Source organism: Microbacterium sp. (assembly GCF_011620665.1).
In the GTDB taxonomy this organism is placed as follows: Bacteria; Actinomycetota; Actinomycetes; order Actinomycetales; family Microbacteriaceae; genus Microbacterium.
This window is the reverse complement of sequence record NZ_WOYQ01000014.1, coordinates 1-23,950: the sequence shown is the minus strand read 5'-3', so window position 1 is coordinate 23,950 and position 23,950 is coordinate 1. Positions and strand designations below refer to the sequence as shown.

The 23,950-nt window shown below is 67.5% G+C and carries 25 protein-coding genes and 1 tRNA gene; 7 read left to right on the top strand and 19 right to left on the bottom strand.

Translation table 11 applies throughout. The features are described 5' to 3' along the window. The first annotated feature begins 3 nt into the window (after positions 1-3). The 3 genes from QZV81_RS02195 to QZV81_RS02185 are packed head-to-tail and all read left to right on the top strand — an operon-like array spanning position 4 to position 3,039. Complete coding sequence (locus QZV81_RS02195; RefSeq protein WP_292831896.1) at positions 4-1,401, top strand: class II fumarate hydratase; 1,398 nt, start codon at positions 4-6, stop codon at positions 1,399-1,401. Positions 1,402-1,420: 19 nt separating this feature from the next. After that, complete coding sequence (locus tag QZV81_RS02190; protein WP_292831893.1) at positions 1,421-2,386, top strand: ATP-binding protein; 966 nt, start codon at positions 1,421-1,423, stop codon at positions 2,384-2,386. Next, positions 2,383-3,039: a response regulator transcription factor gene (locus QZV81_RS02185; RefSeq protein WP_292831801.1), complete on the top strand. Its 657-nt coding sequence runs from the start codon at positions 2,383-2,385 to the stop codon at positions 3,037-3,039. Before QZV81_RS02190 ends, QZV81_RS02185 begins: the two co-directional genes overlap by 4 nt. A 48-nt stretch (positions 3,040-3,087) precedes the next feature. Here QZV81_RS02185 and QZV81_RS02180 read toward each other — a convergent pair whose 3' ends face one another. From QZV81_RS02180 to QZV81_RS02170, 3 genes are all read right to left on the bottom strand, one after another. Next, positions 3,088-4,443, bottom strand: a complete 1,356-nt coding sequence (locus QZV81_RS02180) for a PhoH family protein (RefSeq protein ID WP_292831798.1) — start codon at positions 4,441-4,443, stop codon at positions 3,088-3,090. Between the two features lie 167 nt (positions 4,444-4,610). Then, positions 4,611-5,795 carry an aminotransferase class V-fold PLP-dependent enzyme gene (locus QZV81_RS02175; RefSeq protein WP_292831795.1) on the bottom strand — a complete coding sequence of 395 codons (1,185 nt, stop codon included), beginning with the start codon at positions 5,793-5,795 and terminating at the stop codon, positions 4,611-4,613. 34 nt (positions 5,796-5,829) lie between these two features. After that, positions 5,830-6,615, bottom strand: a complete 786-nt coding sequence (locus QZV81_RS02170) for an isoprenyl transferase (RefSeq protein ID WP_292831792.1) — start codon at positions 6,613-6,615, stop codon at positions 5,830-5,832. Between the two features lie 139 nt (positions 6,616-6,754). On the opposite strand from QZV81_RS02170, the gene QZV81_RS02165 reads away from it, so the two are divergent. Then, complete coding sequence (locus QZV81_RS02165) at positions 6,755-7,459, top strand: hemolysin III family protein (protein ID WP_292831890.1); 705 nt, start codon at positions 6,755-6,757, stop codon at positions 7,457-7,459. An 8-nt stretch (positions 7,460-7,467) separates the two neighbouring features. Here QZV81_RS02165 and QZV81_RS02160 read toward each other — a convergent pair whose 3' ends face one another. Next, entirely contained in the window at positions 7,468-7,770 is a 303-nt protein-coding gene (locus tag QZV81_RS02160) for a hypothetical protein (protein ID WP_292831789.1), read from the bottom strand. Between the two features lie 67 nt (positions 7,771-7,837). On the opposite strand from QZV81_RS02160, the gene QZV81_RS02155 reads away from it, so the two are divergent. Next, on the top strand, positions 7,838-8,239 hold the full coding sequence (locus tag QZV81_RS02155) for a DUF4307 domain-containing protein (protein ID WP_292831786.1): 402 nt from the start codon (positions 7,838-7,840) through the stop codon (positions 8,237-8,239). 79 nt (positions 8,240-8,318) lie between these two features. Then, on the top strand, positions 8,319-8,810 hold the full coding sequence (greA, locus tag QZV81_RS02150; protein ID WP_292831783.1) for a transcription elongation factor GreA: 492 nt from the start codon (positions 8,319-8,321) through the stop codon (positions 8,808-8,810). A 3-nt stretch (positions 8,811-8,813) separates the two neighbouring features. Here the strand turns inward: greA and ilvA are convergent, their stop codons facing one another. The 10 genes from ilvA to eno form a co-directional block, all read right to left on the bottom strand. Further along, the gene (ilvA, locus tag QZV81_RS02145) at positions 8,814-10,055 is read right to left on the bottom strand and encodes a threonine ammonia-lyase (RefSeq protein WP_292831780.1); all 1,242 of its coding nucleotides are present in this window, start codon (positions 10,053-10,055) and stop codon (positions 8,814-8,816) included. Further along, positions 10,052-11,239, bottom strand: a complete 1,188-nt coding sequence (locus QZV81_RS02140; protein WP_292831777.1) for an AI-2E family transporter — start codon at positions 11,237-11,239, stop codon at positions 10,052-10,054. Before QZV81_RS02140 ends, ilvA begins: the two co-directional genes overlap by 4 nt. Before the next feature lie 17 nt (positions 11,240-11,256). Next, positions 11,257-12,144 carry a M48 family metalloprotease gene (locus QZV81_RS02135; protein WP_292831774.1) on the bottom strand — a complete coding sequence of 296 codons (888 nt, stop codon included), beginning with the start codon at positions 12,142-12,144 and terminating at the stop codon, positions 11,257-11,259. A 1-nt stretch (position 12,145) separates the two neighbouring features. Beyond that, positions 12,146-12,712, bottom strand: a complete 567-nt coding sequence (locus QZV81_RS02130) for a LemA family protein (RefSeq protein ID WP_292831770.1) — start codon at positions 12,710-12,712, stop codon at positions 12,146-12,148. A 93-nt stretch (positions 12,713-12,805) separates the two neighbouring features. Beyond that, positions 12,806-12,878, bottom strand: a tRNA-Leu gene (locus QZV81_RS02125). A 43-nt stretch (positions 12,879-12,921) separates the two neighbouring features. Then, positions 12,922-14,328 carry an FAD-dependent oxidoreductase gene (locus QZV81_RS02120; protein ID WP_292831768.1) on the bottom strand — a complete coding sequence of 469 codons (1,407 nt, stop codon included), beginning with the start codon at positions 14,326-14,328 and terminating at the stop codon, positions 12,922-12,924. Between the two features lie 19 nt (positions 14,329-14,347). Next, on the bottom strand, positions 14,348-15,664 hold the full coding sequence (locus tag QZV81_RS02115; protein WP_292831765.1) for a S8 family serine peptidase: 1,317 nt from the start codon (positions 15,662-15,664) through the stop codon (positions 14,348-14,350). Further along, positions 15,661-16,137, bottom strand: coding sequence for a DUF501 domain-containing protein (locus tag QZV81_RS02110; protein ID WP_292831887.1), 477 nt, complete (start codon positions 16,135-16,137; stop codon positions 15,661-15,663). Before QZV81_RS02110 ends, QZV81_RS02115 begins: the two co-directional genes overlap by 4 nt. 91 nt (positions 16,138-16,228) lie before the next feature. Then, positions 16,229-16,717, bottom strand: a complete 489-nt coding sequence (locus QZV81_RS02105; protein ID WP_292831762.1) for a septum formation initiator family protein — start codon at positions 16,715-16,717, stop codon at positions 16,229-16,231. A gap of 35 nt (positions 16,718-16,752) precedes the next feature. Beyond that, positions 16,753-18,033 (bottom strand): phosphopyruvate hydratase, encoded by a 1,281-nt coding sequence (gene eno / locus QZV81_RS02100; RefSeq protein WP_292831759.1) that lies wholly within the window; start codon positions 18,031-18,033, stop codon positions 16,753-16,755. A 257-nt stretch (positions 18,034-18,290) separates the two neighbouring features. On the opposite strand from eno, the gene QZV81_RS02095 reads away from it, so the two are divergent. Next, a complete protein-coding gene (locus tag QZV81_RS02095; protein ID WP_292831756.1) occupies positions 18,291-19,145 on the top strand; it encodes a mycofactocin-coupled SDR family oxidoreductase in 855 nt (284 codons plus the stop codon). A gap of 61 nt (positions 19,146-19,206) precedes the next feature. Here QZV81_RS02095 and QZV81_RS02090 read toward each other — a convergent pair whose 3' ends face one another. The 5 genes from QZV81_RS02090 to QZV81_RS02070 form a co-directional block, all read right to left on the bottom strand. Then, positions 19,207-20,115, bottom strand: a complete 909-nt coding sequence (locus tag QZV81_RS02090; RefSeq protein ID WP_292831753.1) for a class III extradiol ring-cleavage dioxygenase — start codon at positions 20,113-20,115, stop codon at positions 19,207-19,209. Between the two features lie 49 nt (positions 20,116-20,164). Continuing rightward, positions 20,165-21,616 carry a mycofactocin biosynthesis glycosyltransferase MftF gene (gene mftF, locus QZV81_RS02085; protein WP_292831750.1) on the bottom strand — a complete coding sequence of 484 codons (1,452 nt, stop codon included), beginning with the start codon at positions 21,614-21,616 and terminating at the stop codon, positions 20,165-20,167. Then, entirely contained in the window at positions 21,609-22,358 is a 750-nt protein-coding gene (gene mftE, locus QZV81_RS02080; protein ID WP_292831746.1) for a mycofactocin biosynthesis peptidyl-dipeptidase MftE, read from the bottom strand. The genes mftF and mftE overlap by 8 nt, the downstream gene beginning before the upstream one ends. 16 nt (positions 22,359-22,374) lie before the next feature. Beyond that, positions 22,375-23,646: a pre-mycofactocin synthase MftD gene (mftD, locus tag QZV81_RS02075; RefSeq protein ID WP_292831743.1), complete on the bottom strand. Its 1,272-nt coding sequence runs from the start codon at positions 23,644-23,646 to the stop codon at positions 22,375-22,377. Positions 23,647-23,720: 74 nt separating this feature from the next. Then, a partial coding sequence (locus tag QZV81_RS02070) for a hypothetical protein (protein ID WP_292831740.1) occupies positions 23,721-23,950 on the bottom strand: 230 nt, incomplete at its 5' end.

Here is a 23,950-nt window from a genome sequence, read left to right as displayed (position 1 = left end):
GCAATGACCGCCGCCACCGAATACCGCATCGAGCACGACACGATGGGCGAGGTACGCGTCCCCAAGGACGCGCTCTACGCCGCGCAGACGCAGCGGGCCGTCGAGAACTTCCCGATCTCCGGTGACCGGCTCGACCCCGCCCAGATCGTCGCGCTCGCCCGCATCAAGAAGGCGGCCGCCCTCACGAACAAGGCGCTCGGCACGCTCAATGACCGCATCGCCGACGCCATCGCCCGCGCCGCCGACCAGATCATCGCGGGCGCGTATCGCGATCAGTTCCCGATCGACATCTACCAGACCGGCAGCGGCACCTCATCGAATATGAACATGAACGAGGTGCTCGCGACGCTCGCGACACGCGACCTCGGCGAGGCCGTGCACCCGAACGACCACGTGAACGCATCGCAGTCTTCCAACGATGTGTTCCCCACGTCGGTGCACATCGCCGTCACACAGGCCCTCATCGACGATCTCATTCCGGCACTGGACCACCTCGCCGTCTCACTGGAGACCAAGGCGGAGCTCTGGAAGAACGCCGTGAAGTCAGGACGCACCCACCTGATGGACGCGACTCCGGTCACCCTGGGCCAGGAGTTCGGCGGCTATGCTCGCCAGATCCGCCTCGGCATCGAGCGTGTGCAGGCCGTGATCCCCCATGTCGCCGAGGTGCCGCTGGGCGGCACCGCGGTGGGCACCGGCATCAACACACCGGTCGGTTTCCCGCAGAAGGTCATCGCCCTGATCGCCGACGAGACCGAACTGCCCATCACGGAAGCCAAGGACCACTTCGAGGCGCAGGCCAACCGCGATGGGCTCGTCGAGGCATCCGGCGCCCTGCGCACGATCGCCGTCTCGCTGACGAAGATCAACAACGACATCCGCTGGATGGGATCAGGCCCGAACACCGGCCTGGGCGAACTGCACATCCCCGACCTCCAGCCGGGCTCCTCGATCATGCCCGGCAAGGTGAATCCGGTCGTCCCGGAGGCGACGCTCATGGTCTGTGCGCGCGTGATCGGCAATGACGCGACGATCGCCTGGTCCGGAGCGTCGGGCCTCTTCGAACTCAACGTCGCCATTCCGATCATGGGCACCGCCCTGCTCGAATCGATCCGCCTGCTGTCCAACTCCATGCGCGTCCTCGCCGACACGACCATCGATGGCCTCGAGGCGAACGTCGAGCGCGCCGCCGCCTACGCCGGGATGTCGCCGTCGATCGTCACGCCGCTGAACAAGCTCATCGGGTACGAAGCCGCGGCGAAGATCGCCAAGCACTCGGTCGCCCAGGGGATCACGGTGCGTGAAGCGGTCATCGCCCTCGGCTACGTCGAGCGCGGCGAATTGACCGAGGCGCAGCTCGATGAGAAGCTCGATCTGCTGTCGATGACCCGCGCGGGGTGATAGTCAGACCGTGAACCGGATGCCGGCTACGCCGTCGCGGCGCACCCGCACGCTGGGGCTGATCCTGGCGCTCGTCGCTGCGGGATTCGCGTTGACAGCGCTGACAATGGGCATCTCCTTTGCGCTCACCGGCCAGACCCTGATGTGGACGGCCGTGCTGGTTTACGCCCTCATGAGTGCATTGACGCTCGCGGTGACGGCGATTGCCGGCTGGGTCATTCTGGGTGAGGCGCCGATCGAGCGCAGCGGCGATCCGGTGGAAGGATCCTTCGACGCGCAGCGGCGTCTGCTGGATGACGTCCGGCACGAGCTGAAAACGCCGATCACCATCGTGCGCGGTCACCTCGAAGTGATGGACCCCACCGACGTCGAAGACGTCACCGCCATCCGCGACCTCGGCATCGCCGAACTCGATCGCATGGCGAGACTCATCGGCGACATCGATCTGCTCGCTGCGGTCGAGACCGACCGCCTCACGATGAGCGACGTGGACCTCACCGTGCTCACGCAGCAGATCTCCGAGCTCGTCTCGGTGATACCGGCCCACGAGTGGCGCACAGAGCAGCGGGCCGAGGGTGTCATCCGAGGAGATCGCGACCGGCTGCTGCAAGCCTGGCTGCAGCTGGCCGACAACGCGGCGAAATACACACCTCCCGGCAGCCCGATCGAGTTGGGCAGTGCCCTGCACGGGTCGGGAGCCCAGCTGTGGGTGCGCGACCATGGTGCGGGAATCCCGCACGCCGTCCGCCACCGCATCTTCGGCAGATTCGACCGCGGCGCCGGAAAACGCACCGTCGGCGGTTCGGGGCTGGGGCTTGCGATCGTCGACGCGATCGCGAAGTCGCACGGCGGTCATTGCTCGGTCGCCGACACGCCGGGCGGGGGCGCCACCTTCACGATCGAGATCCCCATCGGCACGCGCGCGAGCCTTCCCTCGCCCGTTCGCGCCGGCGATGTCGTACTCCAACGAGAGGCCTCCGGATGACCCGCATCCTCGTCGTCGATGACGAACCCCAGATCGTCTCCCTCGTCTCACGAAGCCTGAACGCTGAGGGTTTCGACACCGTGTCCGCCGAGGACGGCGCCGAGGCGCTGGAGCGTGCGCAGGCGGGAGACATCGATCTGATCGTGCTCGATGTGGGACTGCCGAGCATGGACGGCTTCGAGGTCCTGCGACTGCTCCGCGGCGCGGGGGAGCGGATGCCGGTGATCATGCTGACCGCCCGAAGCTCTGCCCACGATGCTGTCGAGGGTCTCGACGCCGGGGCGAGCGACTACGTCCCGAAGCCGTTCTCGGTGGCGGAATTGCTCGCCCGCGTCCGCTCGCGGCTGCGAGAACACACCGGCTCCCTGACGATGAGTCTCACCCGCGACGATGTGACGCTGGACATCCTGGCCCGCCGGACGACGGTGGCCGGCCGCGAGATCGATCTCTCGGCGCGTGAGTTCGCTCTCGCCGAGCAGTTTCTGCGTCATCCGAGGGAAGTGCTCACGCGCGAAGTGCTGCTCAGCAGAGTGTGGGGCATGGACTTCGATCCAGGGTCCAACGTGGTCGATGTGTACGTGCGGTACCTGCGTGCGAAGCTCGGCGCCGGGCACATCGTCACGGTCCGCGGCGAGGGCTACCGCTGGGAGTGACAGACGGCCCCCGGGCGTCATCCGGGGGCCGTCTGGACTCGCCGATGGTCAGCTCAGCTCGCCCTGCTCCAGCAGTTCTGTCACGAGGGCTGCGATCGCCGAGCGCTCCGAGCGCACGAGGGTCACGTGCCCGAAGAGCTCGTGACCCTTGAGCGTCTCGATGACAGAGGCGATGCCGTCATGACGACCGACCCGCAGGTTGTCGCGCTGGCCGACGTCGTGAGTCAGGACCACACGGGAGTTCTGCCCCATCCGGCTGAGCACCGTCAGCAGCACGTTGCGCTCGAGCGACTGGGCTTCGTCGACGATCACGAACGCATCGTGCAGCGACCGGCCGCGGATGTGCGTGAGCGGCATGACCTCCAGCAGGCCCCGGGCCACGACCTCTTCCAACACGTTGCCTGTGACGACGGAGCCGAGTGTGTCGAAGACGGCCTGTCCCCACGGGCTCATCTTCTCGGCCTGGTCGCCCGGGAGGTAACCGAGCTCCTGGCCTCCGACGGCGAACAGCGGGCGAAACACGATGATCTTCTTCTGCTGCTGCCGCTCGAGCACCGCCTCAAGACCCGCGCACAGCGCGAGAGCCGACTTGCCCGTTCCCGCGCGACCGCCGAGCGACACGATGCCGACCTCGGGATCCAGCAGCAGGTCGATAGCGATGCGCTGCTCGGCGGAGCGGCCGTGAAGGCCGAAGACATCCCGGTCGCCCCGAACGAGCTTGTACTCGCCGTCGCCGGTGACGCGACCGAGCGCCGAGCCCCGCTCGGAATGGATCACGAGTCCGGTGTTCACCGGCACACCGCGAACGTCATCGCTCGCGGCCACTTCGGTCTCGTACAGGTCGCTGATGTCATCGCCGGAGACATCGAGGTCGGCGATCCCGGTCCACCCGGAGTCGACCGCCTGCTCGGCGAGGTACTCCTCGGCGTGGATGCCGAGTGACGCCGCCTTCACGCGCATCGGCAGATCCTTGGAGACGACCGTCACGGCCTGCCCTTCCTGTGCCAGGTGCACCGCAACCGACAGGATGCGCGTGTCGTTGTCGCCGAGACGCATCCCCGCCGGAAGGACCGACGGGTCGGTGTTGGCGAGGTCGACGCGCAGAGTGCCGCCCTCGCCGACCGGGACGGCAAAGTCCAGCCGGCCGTGCTCGACACGCAGTCCGTCGAGGTGGCGCAGAGCCTGGCGGGCGAAGTAGCCGAGCTCCGGGTCGTGCCGCTTGCCCTCGAGCTCGGTGATGACGACCACCGGGACGACGACGGAGTGCTCTGCGAAGCGGAAGAAGGCCCGTGGATCACTCAGCAGGACTGACGTATCCAGCACGTAGGTGCGAAGATCCTGGTCGGCGATGCTGTCGTCGCCGAATCCGATCCGGCTCTGCTGCTCTCGTGCTCTGGTGGTCATAACCCACTCCCGCCCCGGGTGGAAAACACCCGGCAGTTTCGAGTCGGCCGTGGGCCACGAGTCAGTGGAAGGCCGACTCGACCGGGCGCCTTGCCCGATGTGATGAACGTACGTGCGACGGTGGATCGACCGCCACACCGACACGCCACCTGCAGGTTGCCGGATTGTTAATTCTCGGTCGCGTGCGAGTCACCGAGGACCTCGATGACGATGTCCTCCGGGACGGTCTCGACGACGGAACTCGCGCGCCGCGCGGCCGCATCCGCAAGCGCGTCGCCGAGCATCATCACGGTGTCCGCTCCGGTGCCCACGTGCGGCGACACGCGGATCGTCGCACCGCGCGCGGTGACTGTGACGCCGTGATTGGCCAGCGTAGCCGCGAAGGCTGCGGCATCCTGCGCCACCGGGAAGAGCGTCACAATGCCCGCGTGGGCGTCCCGCGGCGTGAGGACCGGCACCTCGTGGCGATCGGCGAGGGTGATGATCTCCTCCGCCCGCTCATGCAGCTCGGCGGCGACCACGGCGACACCCACGTCCTCGAGCTCACGCAGCGCCGCCGCGAGCCGCGAAGCGGCGAGCGGGTCGGGAGGAGCGATCGAGAAGGCGGCGGCGGAATCGAGTGTCGCGGGGACTCCGAGTGCGCTCACGTCGCCCACCATGCCCGAGATACCCGAGAGCACCGGAACGATACGCTCCTGTGCGCGTGCTGAGAAGCGCGCGAATCCCGTACCGCGTCCCGCGCGCAGCCACGTGTAGCCATTGCCGGCCACGAGGTCAGCGGCCGTCCAGTCCACGTCTACGACGCCGAACGCCTGCATCGCGTCGACGAGCAGCAGACGATCGCCGATCGCATCGCGAATCCCGGCGAGGTCGAGCAGTGCGCCTGTGCGGAAATCGACGACGCTCACCGCGATGGCCGTCACATCATCGGTGAGCGCTTCCACGATCGAATCGATCGTGACGATGCCCTCCGGCGGGTCGATCTCACGAACAGCAAGTCGGCCGCGGGCCGCCGCGGCCCGATGAGCACTCACACGGATCGCCGGGAATTCCTGGCTCGGCACCACCACCGTGCCGCTGAGGCCGAACATCGCCTGGAACAGGCTGTGCGTGGTGGACGGCTGGAGGACGACCTCGTCTGCCGAGGCGCCGAGAAGGCGTGCGAGACGCCCTCGAGCCTCCGCGATCCGTTCACCGACGAGTTCGATGCCCGATCGACGTCCCGTGCCGAGCAGCTCGGCGTCGGCACACATCTCGCTCAGCACCGTCGGCGAGAGCGGGCCGAATGCCGCCCAGTCCAGGTACCCCGGTGCGGCACCGAAAGTGTCGACATATGGCTCGAGGTGGCTCACCCCCCCATTCTGTCACGGGCGGGGCATTCGGCCTTCAGCTGCCGTAGCGGCGGTCGCGCGTTGCATAATCGCGGATCGCGCGGAGAAAGTCGACTTCCCGAAGGTCGGGGCCGAGTGCTTCGACGAAGTAGAACTCGGAATGGGCGGACTGCCACAGCAGGAAGTCACTCAACCTCTGCTCCCCGGAGGTGCGGATCACCAGATCGGGGTCGGGCTGCCCGCCCGTGTACAGGTGCTCACCGATCTGTTCGGGCGTCAGGCTCGCAGCCAGCTGCTCGAGCGAGCCGCCCCGCGCCTGGTGCTGCGAGATGATGCTGCGAACGGCATCCACGATCTCACCGCGCCCACCGTACCCGACAGCGAGGTTGACGTGCAGTCCGGCATTGCCGGCCGTGCGGTCCTCCGCCGTGCGCAGGACTCCCGCGAGATCCGGAGGCAGGATCTCGGCCCGGCCGACATGCTGAACCCGCCAGCCGGGCTCGTGGGAGAGTTCTTCGGCCAGCTCGGCGATGATCTCGATGAGGTCGGCGATCTCCTGCGAATCGCGCTTGGTCAGGTTATCGGTGGAAAGCAGATAGAGCGACACGACCCGGATGCCGAGATCATCGCACCATCGCAAGAACTCATGCATCTTCGCCGCTCCCGCGCGGTGCCCGTCCGCGACCGACCGATAGCCGGCTTGCCGCGCCCAGCGCCGGTTGCCGTCGATCATCATGGCGACGTGGTGCGGGACCGCGTCGGCGGTGAGCCGTCGCCGTAGCCGCGAACTGTAGAGCCGGTAGAGGAAGCCTCTCCCCTCGTCCGCGCCCGTCGGTGTCACCCCCCTACGCTATCGCGGGCGCGGCGAGAGCAGGAGCGTCGCGGCGGGTGACCGGGCGTAGGCTCAGGGCGTGACCCGATCCGCATCCGGCCAGGGCGCCGACCTGGAGCCCGAACGCCGCGCAGACGCGGGTGCTGAGATGCCCCAGCTTCCGCTCCTCGAGGCCGCAAGCGGGGCCGATCCGCTCGACATCACGCCCACGTGGCGCGGGTGGATCCATGCCGGGACGTTCCCGGTGGCCGTTGGTGCGGGGATCGTCCTGATCGTCCTCGCGGAAGGAGCGCCGGCCAAGTGGGCCTCGGCCGTGTTCATGGCCACGTCACTGCTGCTGTTCGGCAACTCGGCGCTCTACCACCGATTCAACTGGCGCCCGAAGACCAAGGCTGTGCTGAAGCGCATCGATCACGCCAACATCCTGCTGCTGATCGCCGGTACCTATACACCGATCGCCGTGCTTGCGCTCCCGCCGGACAAGGGCGCGCTCCTGCTGATCCTGGTGTGGACGGGGACGCTCCTCGGCATCGTGTTCCGCGTCTTCTGGATCGGCGCCCCCCGCTGGCTCTACCTCGCGCTGTACCTCGCGCTCGGCTGGGCGGCCGTCATGTACATGGTGGACCTGTTCCTCGCCAGCGTCGCGATGATGGTGCTCGTCATCATCGGCGGCCTGCTCTATACCGCCGGCGCGATCGTCTACGGCATGAAGCGGCCGAACCCATGGCCCGGACACTTCGGGTTTCACGAGATCTTCCACGTCTGCACGGTTCTGGCGTTCCTCTGCCATTGGGCGGCGTGCCTGCTGATCGCGCTGAAGCCGCTGGCCCCGTCGCTGGGACTACCGGGCTGAGACGACGATCAGCGCCTCAGGTCGAGGTCGTCCTCGTGGTTCGTGTCAGTCGCGGCCGCCTCACCCGGCGCGTGCGCCCCCTCTTCCGCATCGAGCTCGGCGGTGATATCGGCGCGGTAGCCGGCGCGCCGGATGCGGCGAAGCATGTCGATGAGGAGAAACACGACCGCGATGGCCAGCAGCGCGATCGCCAGGAAACCCGCGAAGCCCGGCGTGATCACATCGGGGTCGACGGTACTGATGGGCGTCGGCGTCGCGAAATCGGACCGCACGATCTGGGCGGCGAGCGGTGAGTGCGTCAAAGCGTGCATCAGTCCTTCAGTTCACGTGCGGAGCGCTTAGCCTGGAAGTCCAGCCTAGAACGGGAACGGAAGCTACATGACAACCGCCGCGACAAAGGAGCTCCTCGACGATCGCTACGGTCGTCGCCGCGGCCCGGGCCGTCGCATCGGCTGGATCGTGCTGGGACTCGTGGCCGCGGCCGTCGTCGGGTCCTTGGCGTGGACCACCGTCACCTCGGCGATCGACACCGTCGACGTCAACACCACCGGCTTCACGGTCCACGATCCGCACACCGTGTCGATACAGTTCCAGATCACCGTGCGCCCCGGAGTTCCGGTTGCCTGCGCGCTCGAGGCCCAGGACACCGAGCACGGAGTCGTCGGCTGGCGGATCGTGGAGTATCCGGCATCCGACGAGCACAGCCGCGCCTTCGACGAAACAGTGCCCACGACGGCAGAAGCGACGACCGGTTTGGCCGCGTCCTGCTGGATCCCGTAGGCTGGAACGATCTCATCGCCCTGGCTGTCGCCGGGGCGTTTGGCTTATCGTCCCGACTGCCCCGATCAAAGGAGATGACGTGTCCAGCGACAGCGCCGAGACCTTTCTCACCCAGGAGGCGTATGACCGCCTGGCCGCCGAATACGAACACCTCTCGACGACGGGGCGCGAAGAGATCGCGAAGCGCATCGAGATCGCCCGCGAAGAGGGCGATCTGAAAGAGAACGGCGGCTACCACGCCGCGAAGGACGAACAGGGCAAGCAGGAAGCACGTATCCGCACTCTCGCGCGACTCCTCAAGGACGCCGTCGTCGGTGAAGCACCCGAGGCCGACGGAATCGTGCGTTCAGGCACCGTCGTGACGGCGACCGTCGCCGGCGGCGAGGAGGTCTTCCTTCTCGGCAGTCGAGAGATCGCCGCCGGGTCGGAGCTCGATGTCTACAGCGAAGCCTCACCGCTGGGCGCGGCGATCCTCGGCCTCGCCGAAGGCGAATCGACGTCCTACACCGCACCGAACGGCCGCCAGATCACCGTCGAGATCGTCTCCGTCGCCACCTACACGGGACAGTGAGGCTCAGTCCTCGACGACCCTGGGCGTGAAGCCGGCGTCCTCGAGCACCGAGATGACGTGAGCGCGGTGTTCCTTGCCGCGCGTTTCCACGCTCAGCTGGAGGATCACCTCGCTGATCTGCAGACCCTGCCCGTAGCGCGTGTGCAACACCTCGATGACATTCGCGCCCGCGATCGCCAGCAACTCCGACACGCGGGCGAGCTGCCCGGGGCGATCCGGCAACGGAATCTGGAGAGTCATGTAGCGGCCGGATACCGCCAGTCCGTGCGCGACGATCCGCTGCAGCAGCAGCGGATCGATGTTGCCACCGGAGAGGATCACCGCGGTCGGTCCGCTCACGGTGATCTTTCCTGCGAGAATGGCGGCGACCCCGACGGCACCGGCAGGCTCGACGACCTGCTTGCTGCGCTCGAGGAGTACCAGCAGTCCACGGGCGATGTCGTTGTCGCTGACCGTGACCACCTCATCGACCAGGTCGCTGATGATCGCGAACGGGAGGTCGCCCGGGCGCGCGACGGCGATGCCGTCGGCGATGGTCGGAGTCGTCGCGACCTGCAGCGGTTCACCCGCCGCGAGCGAGGAAGGATAGGCGGCGGAGTTCTCCGCCTGGACCCCGATGATCCGCACTGTCCGGCCGTCGCGCTCCGCACGTGCGCGCATGGCGGCCGCAACGCCCGCGATGAGACCCCCTCCGCCGATCCCGACGATCACCGTCTCGACCTCGGGCAGGTCGTCGTAGATCTCGAGGCCCAGCGTGCCCTGGCCGACGATGACATCGCGGTGGTCGAATGGATGGATGAAAACCGCGCCCGTGCGCTCGGCGAACTCGGCCGCTAGCCGGAGGGGAGTCTCCACCGTCTCACCCTCGAGGACGACCTCGGCACCGTAGCCCCGCGTCGCGAGGAGCTTGGGCACCGGCACACCCAGCGGCATGAAGATCGTCGCGGGGATGCCGAGCTTCTGCGCAGCGAGAGCCACTCCTTGGGCGTGGTTGCCGGCCGAAGCGGCGACCACGCCCGAAGAGCGTTCCCCTGCCGTCAACCGAGACAGCCGGTAGGCCGCCCCCCGAATCTTGAACGAGCCCGTCCGTTGCAGATTCTCGAACTTGAGGTAGACAGGCTGCCCGAGCAGATCGGAGAGGTACTCGGAGGCTTCCAAAGGCGTCCGCACGACGACGCCCCGAAGGACTGCGGCTGCTGTCTCGAACTCCGACAGGGTGATCGCATTGCCCTCCAACGCGGTCACGCGGGGTTCCTCCTGCTGCGAGGAACGGTGCTCCAGATGAGATCAGCGGGGCCGAAGCCGTCCTGCTCATCGATGTGGCGATGCGACAGATACACCGCGACGACATTGATGAACGCCGCGAGCGGCACGGCGAAGAGCGCTCCGGGGATACCCGCGATCATTGCACCACCCGCGACCACCAGGACGACCGCGAGGGGGTGGACCTTGACCGCCGATCCCATGAGCAGCGGCTGCAGGATGTGACTCTCGAGCTGCTGTACCGCGAGGACCACGACCAGCATCCACAGGGCGATCCAGGGACCGTTGTAGACGAGGGCCAGGAATACCGCGAGTGCGCCCGTCACGACGGCGCCCACGAAGGGGATGAACGCGCCGAGGAAGACCAGTACGCCGATCGGGATCGCCAGCGGCACGCCCAGCAGGAACGCGCCGAGTGCGATGCCCGTTGCATCGATCGTCGCGACCAGAAGCTGAGTGCGCGCGTAGTTGATCACGGTCTTCCACCCGGCCTGGCTGGCGCGGTCGACGTTCTCGCGTGCCGGCCGGGGAAAGAGCCGCACCACCCAGCGCCAGATCCCGCCGCCGTCCGCGAGGATGCAGATCAGGATGAACAGAGTCAGCAGGACACCGGTGAGGACGTGGCCCACAGTCGAGCCCACCGCGAGCGCCCCCGACCACAGAGAGTCCGCCTGCTGCTGCAGGAAAGAACCCGCCTGTGCGAGGAAGGCATCGATCTGGGCGGAGGTGAGGTGCAGAGGCCCGTCGATCAGGTACTGGCGAAACTGCCCCACGGCCTCGCCGGTGCGCGCCTGGACACTCCCCCATTGCTGGCTGATCTGCCAGATCGCAAGCCACAGCAATCCGCCGATGACGGCGACGGCGCCGAGCACCGCAATCACGATCGAGAGCCATCTCGGCACACGGTGGGCGATCAGCCATGTGAAAGCCGGCCAAAGGAGCGCCGTGATGAGGATCGCCACGAGCAGCGGAATCACCAGGAGCTTGAGTTGGATGATCAGCCAGATGAGGATGCCGACAGCCGCAGCGATGACAACGAATCGCCACGCGTACGCGGTCGTCACCTGGAGTCCCCGCGGCAACGACGACCCGATCTCGGTGGAGACCGACTTGTTGCGGATCGCGTCGAGCAGGGAGCCGCGGGGCTTTTGTTCGGAGCCGCTCATCACCCGAGTCTAGGCGCTCAGAACCGCCCGCCCATCGTCTGCAGGCGGGTGATGCGATCGGCGATCGGCGGATGCGTGGCGAACATGCGCGAGACGACACCCGCGCGCAGCGGATCGCTGATCCAGAGGTGCGCCATCGAGGTGTTCGCCTTCGCGAGGGGCCGACCGTGCTCACCGAGTTTGCGGAGTGCCGAAGCGAGGCCCTCCGGATCCCGGGTGGTCATCGCGCTCGTCGCGTCGGCGAGGTACTCGCGCTGGCGGGAGATCGCGGCCTGAACGAGCCCGGCCAGCAGCGGAGCGACGATCGCGGCGACGACGCCGAAGAGCAGAAAGACGATCTGGGACTGGTTGTTGCCCCCACGGCGACCGCCGCCGAAGAACGCGAACCGCAGGAGGAAGTCGGCGACGATGCCCACTGCGACGACGAGTCCGAAGACCACCAGCGACACCCGGATGTCGTAGTTGCGGATGTGGCCCAGCTCATGGCCGAGGACACCTTCCAGTTCACGGTCGGTCATGAGCTCGAACAGACCGGTCGTCACGGTGATCGCCGCCTCATCCGGCGTGCGCCCCGTGGCGAAGGCATTGGGCGCGACATCCTCGACCACGAAGAGCTTGGGCATGGGGGTTCCGGTGGTGATGCACAGATTCTCGACCAGGCGATAGTAGCGGGGGGCGTCCTGCTGGGTGACCGGAACCGCGCCGGAGAGAGCGAGCGCCTCTCGATCGGCGAAGAAGTACTGCACGGTCGCATATCCCGCGGCGAAGATCAGGATGCCGGCCGAGAGGAACCAGTTGTTTCCTGCCAGCCACCCCGCGAGCAGCCCCACCAAACCGAACGCGAGGATGAATCCGATCAGAATCATCCAGGTATTGCGCTTGTTCCGCGCGATCGCGGAGTACATGTCAGAACTGGATGCGGGGCGGCTCGGCGATCGCGGCGCCGTCCACGACTTCGAAGAACTCACGCTCCGAGAAGCCGAGGTTTCGGGCGAAGAGGTTGTTCGGGAACACTTTGACCTTGGTGTTGAGCTCCCGCACTCCGCCGTTGTAGAACCGGCGAGAGGCCTGGATCTTGTCTTCCGTGTCGACGACCGCCTGTTGGAGCTGGAGGAAGTTCTGACTCGCTTGCAGCTGCGGATAGGCCTCCGCGACCGCGAACAACGACTTCAACGCCTGTTGCATGTGGCCCTCGGCGACACCCGCGTCCGCCGGGGACGACACCGACAGAGTCTCCGCCCGCGCCCGCGTGACATTCTCGAACACGGCCTTCTCGTGAGCCGCGTACCCCTTTACCGTCTCGATGAGGTTCGGCAGCAGATCGGCTCGCCGCTTCAGCTGGACGGTGATGTCACTCCACGCCTCGTCGACGCGCACGTTCAACCCCACGAGCGAGTTGTACGTCGCCCAGAGGTAGATGCCGACGATCACGACCAGTCCGACGAGGATCAGAACCGGAATCAGCCATTCCATAGCGCTCCCATCGCTTGTGTGCTCATCATATCCGGGCCGCGCCGCGCCCGGCAGGCAGGTGGGAGCACTCCCAGCCCATACTCACCCCGAGGGTGCCCCCGCCGGGATTCGAACCCGGACTGAAGCGATTTTAAGTCGCCTGCCTCTGCCATTGGGCTACGGGGGCGTCTGATCAGGGTGGTCCGCCGCTGCGGATGGCCCCCTCAGCATCAGCCCGCGGCGGAGGCTTTCACCTTCGGGTCGACGGCGGAGGCGGATTCGACCGGCGCGGCCGGACGCGGCCGCGCCGCGAACTCCTCGAAGATGTAGCGCGGATGCTGCACCGCCTGCAGTGAGACGTTGTCGCGCCCCAGCCAGAGGTTGTGCCACCAGTCGCCGATGACGCGCCACTTGCGCTCCCACGATGGCATTGCCAGGCCGTGGTAACCGCGGTGAGCGACCCAGGCGATGAAGCCCTTCAACGCGATCTGGTTCGACTGGAAGACCCCGTTGTAGAGACCGAGGCCGGCGACGGCACCGAGGTTGTTGTGGATGTAGTCGCGAGGCACTTCACCACGGAGGACGGCCACGAGGTTCTTCGCGAGCAGCTTCGCCTGGCGCACGGCGTGCTGCGCGTTGGGCACGCAGTAGCCGCCGACACCCTTGCCGGTGAGGTCGGGAACGGCCGAGATGTCACCGGCGGCCCAAGCACCCTGCACGATCTCGTCCTCGGTGCCGACACGCAGATCGGCGCGGGTGCGAATGCGACCACGCTCTTCGACGGGCAGGTCGCTGCCGCGGACGACTGTGGGGTTGGCCATGACTCCGGCCGTCCAGATGATGAGGTCTGTCGGGATCCTCTCTCCGGTGGACAGTTCGACGTTTCCGTCGACGGCGCTCTGCAACTGGGTGTCCAGGTGCACGCTGGCTCCCCGCTGCGCGAGGTTCTTGAGCACCCATTCGCTGGTTTTCAACGACACCTCGGGCATGATGCGTCCCATTGCCTCGACCAGATGGAAGTGGGTGTCCTCGAACCGCAGCTGAGGATAATCCTTCAGAAGTGATGAGGCGAGAGCGCGCGCCTCCGCGAACACCTCGATGCCGGCGAAGCCACCGCCGACCACGACGACGGTCAGCAGCCTGTCGCGTTCGGGACCGGCGGGCAGGTTCGCGGCCCGGTCGAAATTCGTGAGGATGCGGTCGCGGATTGCCACGGCCTCTTCGATCGTCTTCAGGCCGATCGCGTTGTCGGCGATACCGGGAATCGGGAAGGTCCGCGAGACGGCTCCGGCTGTCACGACGACATGGTCATACCGCTCTTGCCACGGGTCACCCTGCTCGGGAGTGATCGTGGCCGTGTGCGCGGCGTGGTCGATTCCCGTGACCTTCGCCGTGATGACCTTGGTCTTCTTCAGGTGGCGCCGCAGCCCCACGATGACGTGACGCGCTTCGATCTCGCCGGCGGCGACCTCCGGCAGGAACGGCTGGTAGGTCATGTAGGGAAGCGGGTCGACGATCGTCACCTGGGCCTCTCCCCTGCGCAGGCGCTTCTCGAGCTTCCACGCCGTGTAGAACCCGGCGTACCCGCCCCCGACGATGAGGATCTTGGGGACGGTACTGGTGGCGGTGCTGCTCACAGGGGAAGAACTCCTTGAATCAACGGCTCGTACTGCGCGGATCGCGCTCCGATCGAATTCGCCGGGCAGCAGCGGTGACGCCGAGCGCCACCAGTATAGCCGCCAGGGTGCCGGCCACGAGCGGCACGGTACCGTACCTCAGCGTGTCCGCGCTCGGGAGCAGCGGGGTGGCTCGCGTGGGAGGCTCGGCCTTCGGCAGCGCAGGAATGATGACCGTGACGCCGCTCTCGCTCGGGGCAGGGGTCGCTTCGGCACGGCGATACAGTCGGATCCACTCGGCGAGATCGCCCATCGGGTTGGTCGACACGGCGGGCACGGAGGAGGTCACCGCGGCAGCAGCATCGACCAGTCCGTAGCCATACAGCGCGTCGGGGACCCGCGACGCTCCGGGAGACGGCCGCGCCGTCCGGATGATCTGGTTGATGACGTTCGCAGCATCCATGTCGGGATACGCGGAGCGCACGAGCGCCGCGACTCCGGCCACGATGGGTGCGGCTCCGCTCGTGCCGTTCCACTCGACGAGCGTGCCGTCAGCCGACACACCGAGGAGTTTCTCACTCGGCGCCGAGATGCCGATCGTGATCCCCTGGGTCGAGGCCTCCTCGCTCGCCACACCTGCCCGATCGACCCCGCCCACGGTGAGGACGCCCGGGATGGTCGCGGGCGCCCCGACCTCCTCGGTGCCCGTGCCCTTGTTGCCGGCGGCGACGATGACGACGACGTCATTCTGAAAGGCGTAGAGGAACGCGTCGTCCCAGCTGCGGTCCCAGTTGAGGGTGTTGGTCGTGAACGACAGGTTGATGACGTCGGCACCGTGATCGACCGCCCAGCGCATCGCGCTTGCGACCTGCTCTACGAACGGAACGTCGGAAGCCGACCCGAATCCGATCGAGATCGCGAGCAGCTGCGCCTCTGGCGCCACCCCGATCATGCCCGTGTCGGCGCCGGTTCCCCGGGCCGCGGCGAGGGACGCCACCCAACTGCCATGGTTCGCGTCGACGGCGCCCACGGGGCTGCGGCCGTCGCTCGAACCGACACCGGAGAAATCCACACCGTCGGCGACAGCGCCGGAGAACTCCGCCGGTCCACGAGCGATGCCGGTATCGATGATGGCGATCCTCGTGCCCGCGCCCTTCGTCGTCGCCCACGCCCGGCGGATACCGTACTCATCCAGCCAGTACTGCGCGCTGCGCACCGGATCGGCGACCGTCGTCCGGCTCACCCGTTCGGGGAGGAGCTCCCCCGTATCGACCTGCGCGGGCACCGCGGCGGCTCCGGTGGCACACACGACGACTACGATGAGGGCGCCCCACGCCCGGGCCAGGCGGACGGTCATGCGCGCCCGAGCTCCGCCGCCGGTGGGCAGGTGCAGCGCGCCGGCGACCAGTCGCCGCGCGCGAGCGCCAAGTCTCCGATCGGGTTCACGCCGGGTCCGGCGGCCAGTGCGTGACCGGCGAGCGCGTGCAGGCACTTGACGCGCGTGGGCATGCCGCCCGCGGAGACACCCTCGATCTCGGGCACATCGCCGTAGACCGCGCGGTCAGCCAGGTATGCCGCGTGTGCCGCCGCGTAAGCCTCGGCGACGGCGTCGTCTTCCGCCAGCAGTTCCGCGAATTCGTTCATGACGTGATCGGCCTCCAGGGCTGACATCGCGGCGGTCGCGCCCGGATGGGTCACATAGTAGAACGTCGGAAACGGGGTGCCGTCGGGAAGGCGGGGTTCGGTGGCGACAACCGTCGGGTTTCCGCACACGCAGCGCGCCGCGACTCCGACGACTCCGCGGACAGGTCGGCCCAATTGCCGACGCATGACCTCGCGGTCGGCCTCGGTGGCAGGGCTGAGAGTCGGATGGAGCACACCGCCAGGTTACCCGGCCGAACGGACGGCGCGCTGGAACGAGTCAGCCGATGGGAACGGTCACGGTCTCGGCTAGGCCGGCGTCGGCGATGGATCGTATGAGCCCCGCCATCCAATCCGTCCGGGTCTCTTCGATGTCGTCGCTCACCGCTGCTTGCTCGTTCGGGATGGCGGTGTCGGGCAGGTCGTTGTACACGAGATACACGACCTCGCCCGGCTTCTGGTAGTACAGGCGTGAGCGCGCCTGCGACGTCACATAAGCGGGATCCGCCCAGCGATCGCGTTCGGCCTGCAGCTGGGCGACCTCGTCGGTGCTCAGCTGCACGGAACGTTCGAGCGCGACGATCTGCTGCCGCTGACCGATGTACGTGCCCACGGTCGGGGCGAGCGTGAACACCGCCAGCACGACAAGCCCCAGCATGATCCCCGTGAAGGCTGAAAACCGGATGCCCCCCACCCATTCGCGCACGTTCACCGTCGCGCCGGAGTGCCCGGATGAGGGAGAGGAGAGCGGAGGCGTCGTCTTCGCCACGGTTCCCCTCCCCTCTCCCCCGGTGTCAGCGACCGTCAGCCCTGGTAGCGCGGGAACGCCGCGCGGCCGATGAATTCCGCCGCGTCGCCCAGCTCCTCTTCGATACGCAGAAGCTGATTGTACTTCGCGACCCTTTCGCTGCGAGCGGGCGCGCCGCTTTTGATCTGACCCGAGCCGGTGGCGACGACCAGGTCGGCGATCGTGGTGTCCTCGGTTTCGCCCGAGCGGTGCGAGAACATCGTCGTGTAGCCCGAGCGGTGCGCGAGGTCGACGGCATCCAGCGTCTCGGAGAGCGTGCCGATCTGGTTGACCTTCACCAGCAGGGAGTTGGCCACACCCAGCGAGATGCCCTTGGCGAGGCGCGCAGGGTTGGTGACGAACAGGTCGTCGCCGACGAGCTGGATCCTCTTGCCCAGCTTTTCGGTGAGTGCGCCCCATGCCTCCCATGAGTCCTCATCGAGGGCATCCTCGATCGTGACGATCGGGTAGGAGTCGGCGAGCTCGATGTAATACTCGGTGAGCTCTTCGGCTGACCAGTCCCTGCCCTCGAAGCGGTATTTCCCGTCGCTGAAGAACTCTGTGGCGGCAACGTCCATGCCGAGGGCGATGTCCGTTCCGACGGAGAAGCCGGCCTTCTCGATCGCCCTGACGAGAAAATCAAGGCCCTCGCGGTTGCTTCCGAGGTCGGGCGCGAACCCGCCCTCGTCACCGAGGCCGGTCGCATAGCCGGCGGCTTTCAACTCGGAGTGCAGTACATGGTAGGTCTGGGCTCCCCAGCGCAGCGCCTCGGCGAAGCTGGAGGCCCCGATCGGCGCGAGGAAGAACTCCTGGCAGTCGATGCCGTTGTCGGCGTGCGATCCGCCGTTGATGACGTTGAACAGCGGAACGGGCAGCACGTGGGCGTTCGGGCCGCCGATGTACCGGAACAGCGGGAGATCGGCGCTGTCGGCGGCGGCCTTGGCAACGGCCAGCGATACGCCCAGGATCGCGTTGGCGCCCGTGCGCGACTTGTTCTCGGTGCCGTCGGTCTCGATGAGGATCTGGTCGATGACGCGCTGTTCGCTGGCATCCACTCCCTCGATCGCGGGGCCCAGCTCATCGATGACGGCCGCGACGGCCTTGAGCACGCCCTTGCCGCCGTAGCGGCCCTTGTCGCCGTCGCGCAGCTCATACGCTTCGAAAGCGCCGGTGGATGCGCCGGAGGGGACGGCGGCGCGCTGGACGATCCCGTCGTCGAGCAGCACCTCCACTTCAACGGTCGGGTTGCCGCGCGAATCCAGGATTTCGCGTGCGCCTACAGCCTCGATCAGTGCCACAGGGAACTCCTTGCTTGTGGAGGATGAATCTCGGAGCATCGTCGATCCGCTTGTGAGTCTAGTGAAGTGGATGCCGTCACCACAGGCGTCCGGCCGGATCAACCGACGTTCCTCATGCCGATGATCACGCTATGGCACCGAGTGCCGAAAGGTGACAGAATGGGGCCATCCCGAGGGGTCTCGACGACGAGCACCTGCCCGCCGCGGGACGCCCCCTATCATCGCCCGCACCGCGGGCGCCAAAGGAAGGCATTGTCATGGGGTTGCTCGAAGGCAAAACCGTATTCATCACCGGCGGAGGGCGCGGTCAAGGGCGAGCGCACGCCATAGCATCGGCGCGTGAAGGCGCCGATGTCCTGTTCGTCGACACGACGAAGCCGTTCGCATCTGTGCCGTATCCCCACACGACAGCCGAGGATATGGCCGAGACCGTGAGGCTCGTCGAAGAGCAGGATCGTCGGGTGCTGTCGATCGAGGCGGACGTTCGCGATCAGGCAGCCCTCGATGGCGCAGTCGCCGAGGGCATCGCGCAGTTCGGCAAGATCGACGTGCTGATCGCCAACGCGGGCGTGTGGACGCTGGCGCCGATCGCGGAGATCACCAAAGAGACCTGGCAGGAGATGATCGACATCAACCTGACCGGCGTGTTCCAGAGCGTCAAGAGTGTCGTTCACCACATGATCGAACGCCAGTCCGGGTCGATGGTGCTCACCTCGTCGATCAACGGCCTGGAGGGCGGTCCCGGCTACGCCCACTACGCGTCCGCGAAGTTCGGTGTCGTCGGCCTGATGAAGTCGCTCGCGCTCGACCTCGGCCCGCACGGCATCCGCGTCAACACGGTGAACCCGGGCGCCATCCTCACCGGCATGACCGACAACCAGATGGCGTGGGACATGTTCGCCGGTCATCCCGGCGGGACGCACGAGGACCTCGTGCGCGGCGGGTACTCGTTCGGAATCCTGAAGGGAGTCGGCATGCTCGACCCGATGGAGATCGCGAACGCCGCCGTCTGGCTCAACTCCGACATGGCCCGCACCGTGACCGGCATCACCCTCCCGGTCGACGCCGGCCACCTGGGCATCGCAGGGGTCAATATGAACCCTCAGATGTGACACTCACGAACGGCGCCCGCGCGGAACGATCCGCCCGGGCGCCGTTTGCGTGGACAGGGCCTCAGCGGAATTCGAGGCTGCGGATCGAGTTGCTGAGGTTGACGCCGGTGAACGCGGTGCGTCCGGACGCGGGGTCGTTCGAGGCCCCGATCGCGACAAGGAGCGGAACATAGTGGTCGCTCGTGCGGTGGGCGCCACGGTTGCCCGGACCCTTCGCGCGGAAGTCGACCAGGTCGTCGACGGCGCCGGCGGCGAGAGTGCCTGCCAGCCACTCGTCGAAATCACGGTTGTACCCGGGCATGTCGTTCCATGTGGAAGGGTCGCGCTGGAACGTCGACATATCGTGCGTGGCGAACCCCGACCCGATCACGAGGTAGCCCTGCTCACGCAACGGCCGCAGCCCTTCGCCGAGCTTCAGGTTCGCCGCGGGCGAGAGGTCGGGCATGGACACCTGGAGCACCGGCACATCGGCAAGCGGGTACATCGCCATGAGCGGGATGAAGGCGCCGTGATCGAGACGCCGATCGACGTACTGATGAACGCCGTCGGAGGGTCCCGCCAGCAGTGGCGCGACCTGCTCCGCGAGGGTGAAGCTGTCGGGTGTCGAGTATTCGGCCTCGTAGTAGCGCCGATGAAACCCGCCGAAGTCGTAGTACAGCGGCACCTGAGGATCAGTGGCACCGATCGCGACCGGGGCGTTCTCCCAGTGCGCTGACACGATCACGATCCCGCGCGGCTTGGGGATCGTCAGGCTCCACTCCAGCAGCGCCTGCAGCCACTGCGGCGAATCCAGCAGAGGTGGTGCGCCGTGGGAGAGGAAGAGGGTCGGCAACGGGCCGTCGGACGGTTCCCAGCTGCGCGCCGCTCGTGAACGCTCCAGCGCGTGAGGCAGGAACGCGTCGTAGGCGCCCATGGGTACGTCCGGACGGATGGACGTGAAGGAATCGTCGCGGACGACTGTGTCTGACACACAGCAGTCAACCGGGCCAGAGTGCCCGATATTCCCGCATCGAGCGCGCTCAGGCGCTGTCGCGCGAGGGTGCCGTGCCCGTGCGGACGATCGCGGGAAGCAGAGCGAGCGCCGAGCGCCCACGCAGCGCACCCCACCACACACCAGCGCCATACGCGATGTCATCGAGACGTCGGGCAACTGCGAACCGCGCGGGGTCCAGTTGCGGCCGCACCCGCGCATACTCCCAGACCGTGTCGGCGACCGCAGCGACCAGCACTGCCCGTCGGGCGCGTCGCGAGAACGGCAACGCGATTGCGGTGAGCGGCCACCAGTGTCGCAGCAGGAGCGCGAACCCTTGAGCGATCGCGGCGAGGAGGCCGTCACGAGTCAACCGCGCGGCGACGGTCACTGGATTGGGGACATGTCCGAGACGTCGTGCGATGCGCCAGGTCACGGCGGCGCTGATCACACCCACGACAGGGATCGACCAACGCCGTTGCGCGAAGAGCGCGACGAGCACCCCGACGGCCCAGGGCGGCAGCACCACCGGCGCCACGTCGCGCGGATGACGCTCCGCCAAGGGCTGTGCGCCGGTGCCGTAGAAGTACTTGCGACCCAGCCATGTCCGCAGCGTGCTGCGGTGCTCATGGCGCATCGAGGCGGCGGGCTCGAACCGCACGCGGTGCCCCGCCGCCACGAGGCGCCAGACCATGTCGACGTCTTCGCCCGCATCCATCGAGCCGTCGTATCCTGTGCCCATCGCCGCCACCCGACACACCTGGCACGTGCCGGAGACCCACGTCAACGGTGAGCGAGGACGCACCGCGGCAGCGTCTCGGCCGAGATCGAGAGAGGACCGAGCGTTCTCATACCGCGTGATCCAGTTCAGGTCGGGAGCGTCGAGACCGAGGATCCGTGGAGCCACCATTCCGACCGCGGGATCGGCGAAGTGCCGCAGCAGCATCTCGATCGAGCCGGGTTCGACGACGACATCAGAGTCGATGAACGCGACGTACGGCGTGGTGACGGTCTCCAGACCCGCATTCCGGGCGCCGGCGACGCCGCGGTTCGCGGTCAACGGCACCAGCGTCGCACCGTGAGCGCGGACCACTGACGCAACGGCCGCAGGATCGAGCGACGCGTCGTCGACGACCACGACCGCGATTCCCGCAGGCAGGCTCGCGAGGAGTCGGGCGAGCTGCCGTGCACGGTCGCGGACGGGGATCACGACGGTGGCCTCGGTCAGCGGAACCCGGGGAAGCGACGACACCACGGGTTCGGCCATCCCGACCGACAGCAGATGCTCGGCGAGTGCCCGCGTCACGGTGTCATGCACCGTCACGGTGCCGTCGTCGATGAGCCCTGCGGCGGCGGGTTTGAGCCGCGCGACGCGCGTCGGCGATCCCCCGACGAGAACTCCCCCACCGCCCAGGACTCGCGTGCGCCGGTTGAGTCTGACGGTGAAGCCGTCGGGCAATCCGGCCGAGGCCGGAACCCCGCCGATTGCGCTCTCAGTCATTCAGGCTTCCATTCTCGGTGACCCGGCTCGTGCGCAGTCGCCGTATCGCGGCTGCGCAGATGGCGTCGAGCAGTTCCCGCCCCTCGCCCGGACTCGCGCCGGTCGGGTCGCCCAGCACTCCGGTCGGTGACACCGCCCGGACCCCCTCCGCCCGCAGACGGGGCATGATCTCCGCCAGCGATGCCGTCTCGCCGGTGATGATCCGATCGGCACGAAGATCCCGGGGCCGCAAGTGCGCGATGAGCGAGGTCTCGGTGCGGCCAGCATGGGCATCACGAGGGAGTTTCCGCGATGCCGCCTCCCGGAGGTCCGGCGAGCAGGACAACCATGCGGCATCCCTGCCCTCGTCGCGGAGCTGCCGCACGGCTCCCGTGAGGGATTCCACGTTGCCGCCGTGCCCGTTCACGAAGACCAGGCGCCCCGCCCATTCACAGGCGGAGCGCCCGAACTCCACCAGAAGCAGGGTGAGGGCCTCCCGGCCGATCGAGATGGTTCCGGGGAAATCCTGGTGCTCTCCACTGGCCCCGTATGCGATGGCCGGGGCCACTACAGCGTCGAGTCCGTCGTCACGGAGCTCGCTCGCCGCTCGGTCGGCGACGGTGGTGGCAACCAACGTGTCGGTATCCAGCGGCAGGTGAGGCCCGTGTTGTTCGGTGGATCCGATCGGCACGAGAAGGACGGGGCGGCCGACGGTCTCCCACGTGCGAGACGCGAGGTGCGCCGACTCAGAGGAAGGGTGCATTCCCCGCATCCGCCCCTCACGCGTCGGCGCGCGCGAGACCCTCGTTCTCGGCCGCCTTCGTGCGGGGCCGGGTGGCCGACGACTCGCCTGCCGGTTCACCGAGCGTACGCTCGAACCCCGGGGGCATCCACAGGTCGGCGCGACTGAGTTCCTGGATCGACGAGTGCCCGAGTCCGAGGACGGCCGAATCGAGGCCCATGCGCAGAAGATCGAGCACGTTTTCGACGCCCGTCTGCCCGTTGGCGGCCAGGCCCCACAGATACGCGCGCCCGATCATGACGGCGCGCGCGCCGAGGGCGAGCGCCTTCGCGACATCGCCGCCACGGCGGATGCCGCCGTCGAGCAGCACCTCGATCTGGTCGCCGACCGCGTCGGCGACCGGGCCGAGACAACGAATCGTCGCGGGCGTCGTGTCGAGGTTGTTGCCGCCGTGGTTCGACACCGAGATGGCATCTGCTCCGATGTCGACGGCGCGCTTGGCGTCGTCCACGCGCGTGACCCCCTTGAGGAGGAAGGGGCCGCCCCATTCCTTCCGCAGCCATTCGACGTCTTCCCAGCTGGGCGGCGGGGTCTGCATCCACTCGTAATAGGCACCGAAGAATGTCGGCGCCGGCCCGTCCGGGGGCTGGAGATTCGGCGCGGTCAGATCGGGAATGCCGACCTTCGCCCACTCCATCAGCCAGCGCGGGCGGCGAATCCCCTCGGGTGCGAACTGGATCATCGCCTTCAGATCCATCTTCTCGGGGATGGACGGGCTCCCCCAGTCGCGACCGACCGAGAAGGACCAGTCGAGCGTCGCGATGAGCGCCTTCGCTCCCGCTGCGCGGGCGCGGTCCATCCGCTGGACCAGCTGTTCCTTCGAGCCGGTCCAGTACATCTGGAAGAAGGTGTTCTCGTTGGCGTCGACGACCTGCTCCACGGGTTTGCTGGCAAACGAGCTCAGCCCCATGATGGTGCCACGCGAAGCGGCTGCCCGGGCGACCGCGACCTCGCCATCCGGATCGACGGCTTGCACACCGGTCGGGGAAATGAGCACCGGAAGCGAGATCGGGATGCCGAGGACCGTCGTGGACAGGTCGCGCTCTGCCTGGTGCCCGGCCACGTGGGGCGCGAAGGCGAGCTCCGCGAAGGCATCCGTGTTGTCATGCGGGGTCGCACCACGCTCGGAGCCGGCGACGAGGGCTGCGTACACGGACGGTGGAAGCCGCTTCTTCGCCCGCCGCTGAGCCTCCAGCACTGACTCAAACCACGGATTCTGCTTCCAGGGCCATTCCAGAAGTCCAGTCATCGTCCGACCTCCATGTCGATAGGGGGATGCGCAGTCGCATCGGTTCCATACTAATGACACTCGGTGCCAAATCGCTAGCTCTGGAAGATCGCACCCAGCGCCGGTGCGACGTCGCGGAAGTCATGGATGACCCGGCACACGCCGCGCCCACGCGCGGCGAGCTCTCGGCCCAGTTCGACGTCCTTCTCGCCGCTCGCGTCGAGAAGGACGTCCAGCCGCGGCAGACGCGCAGCCAGCGGCCGCGGGTCCGGTCCGGCGTTGTGCACGCAGTCCGACAGCAGCACGACGCGGGCATCGCGCGCGG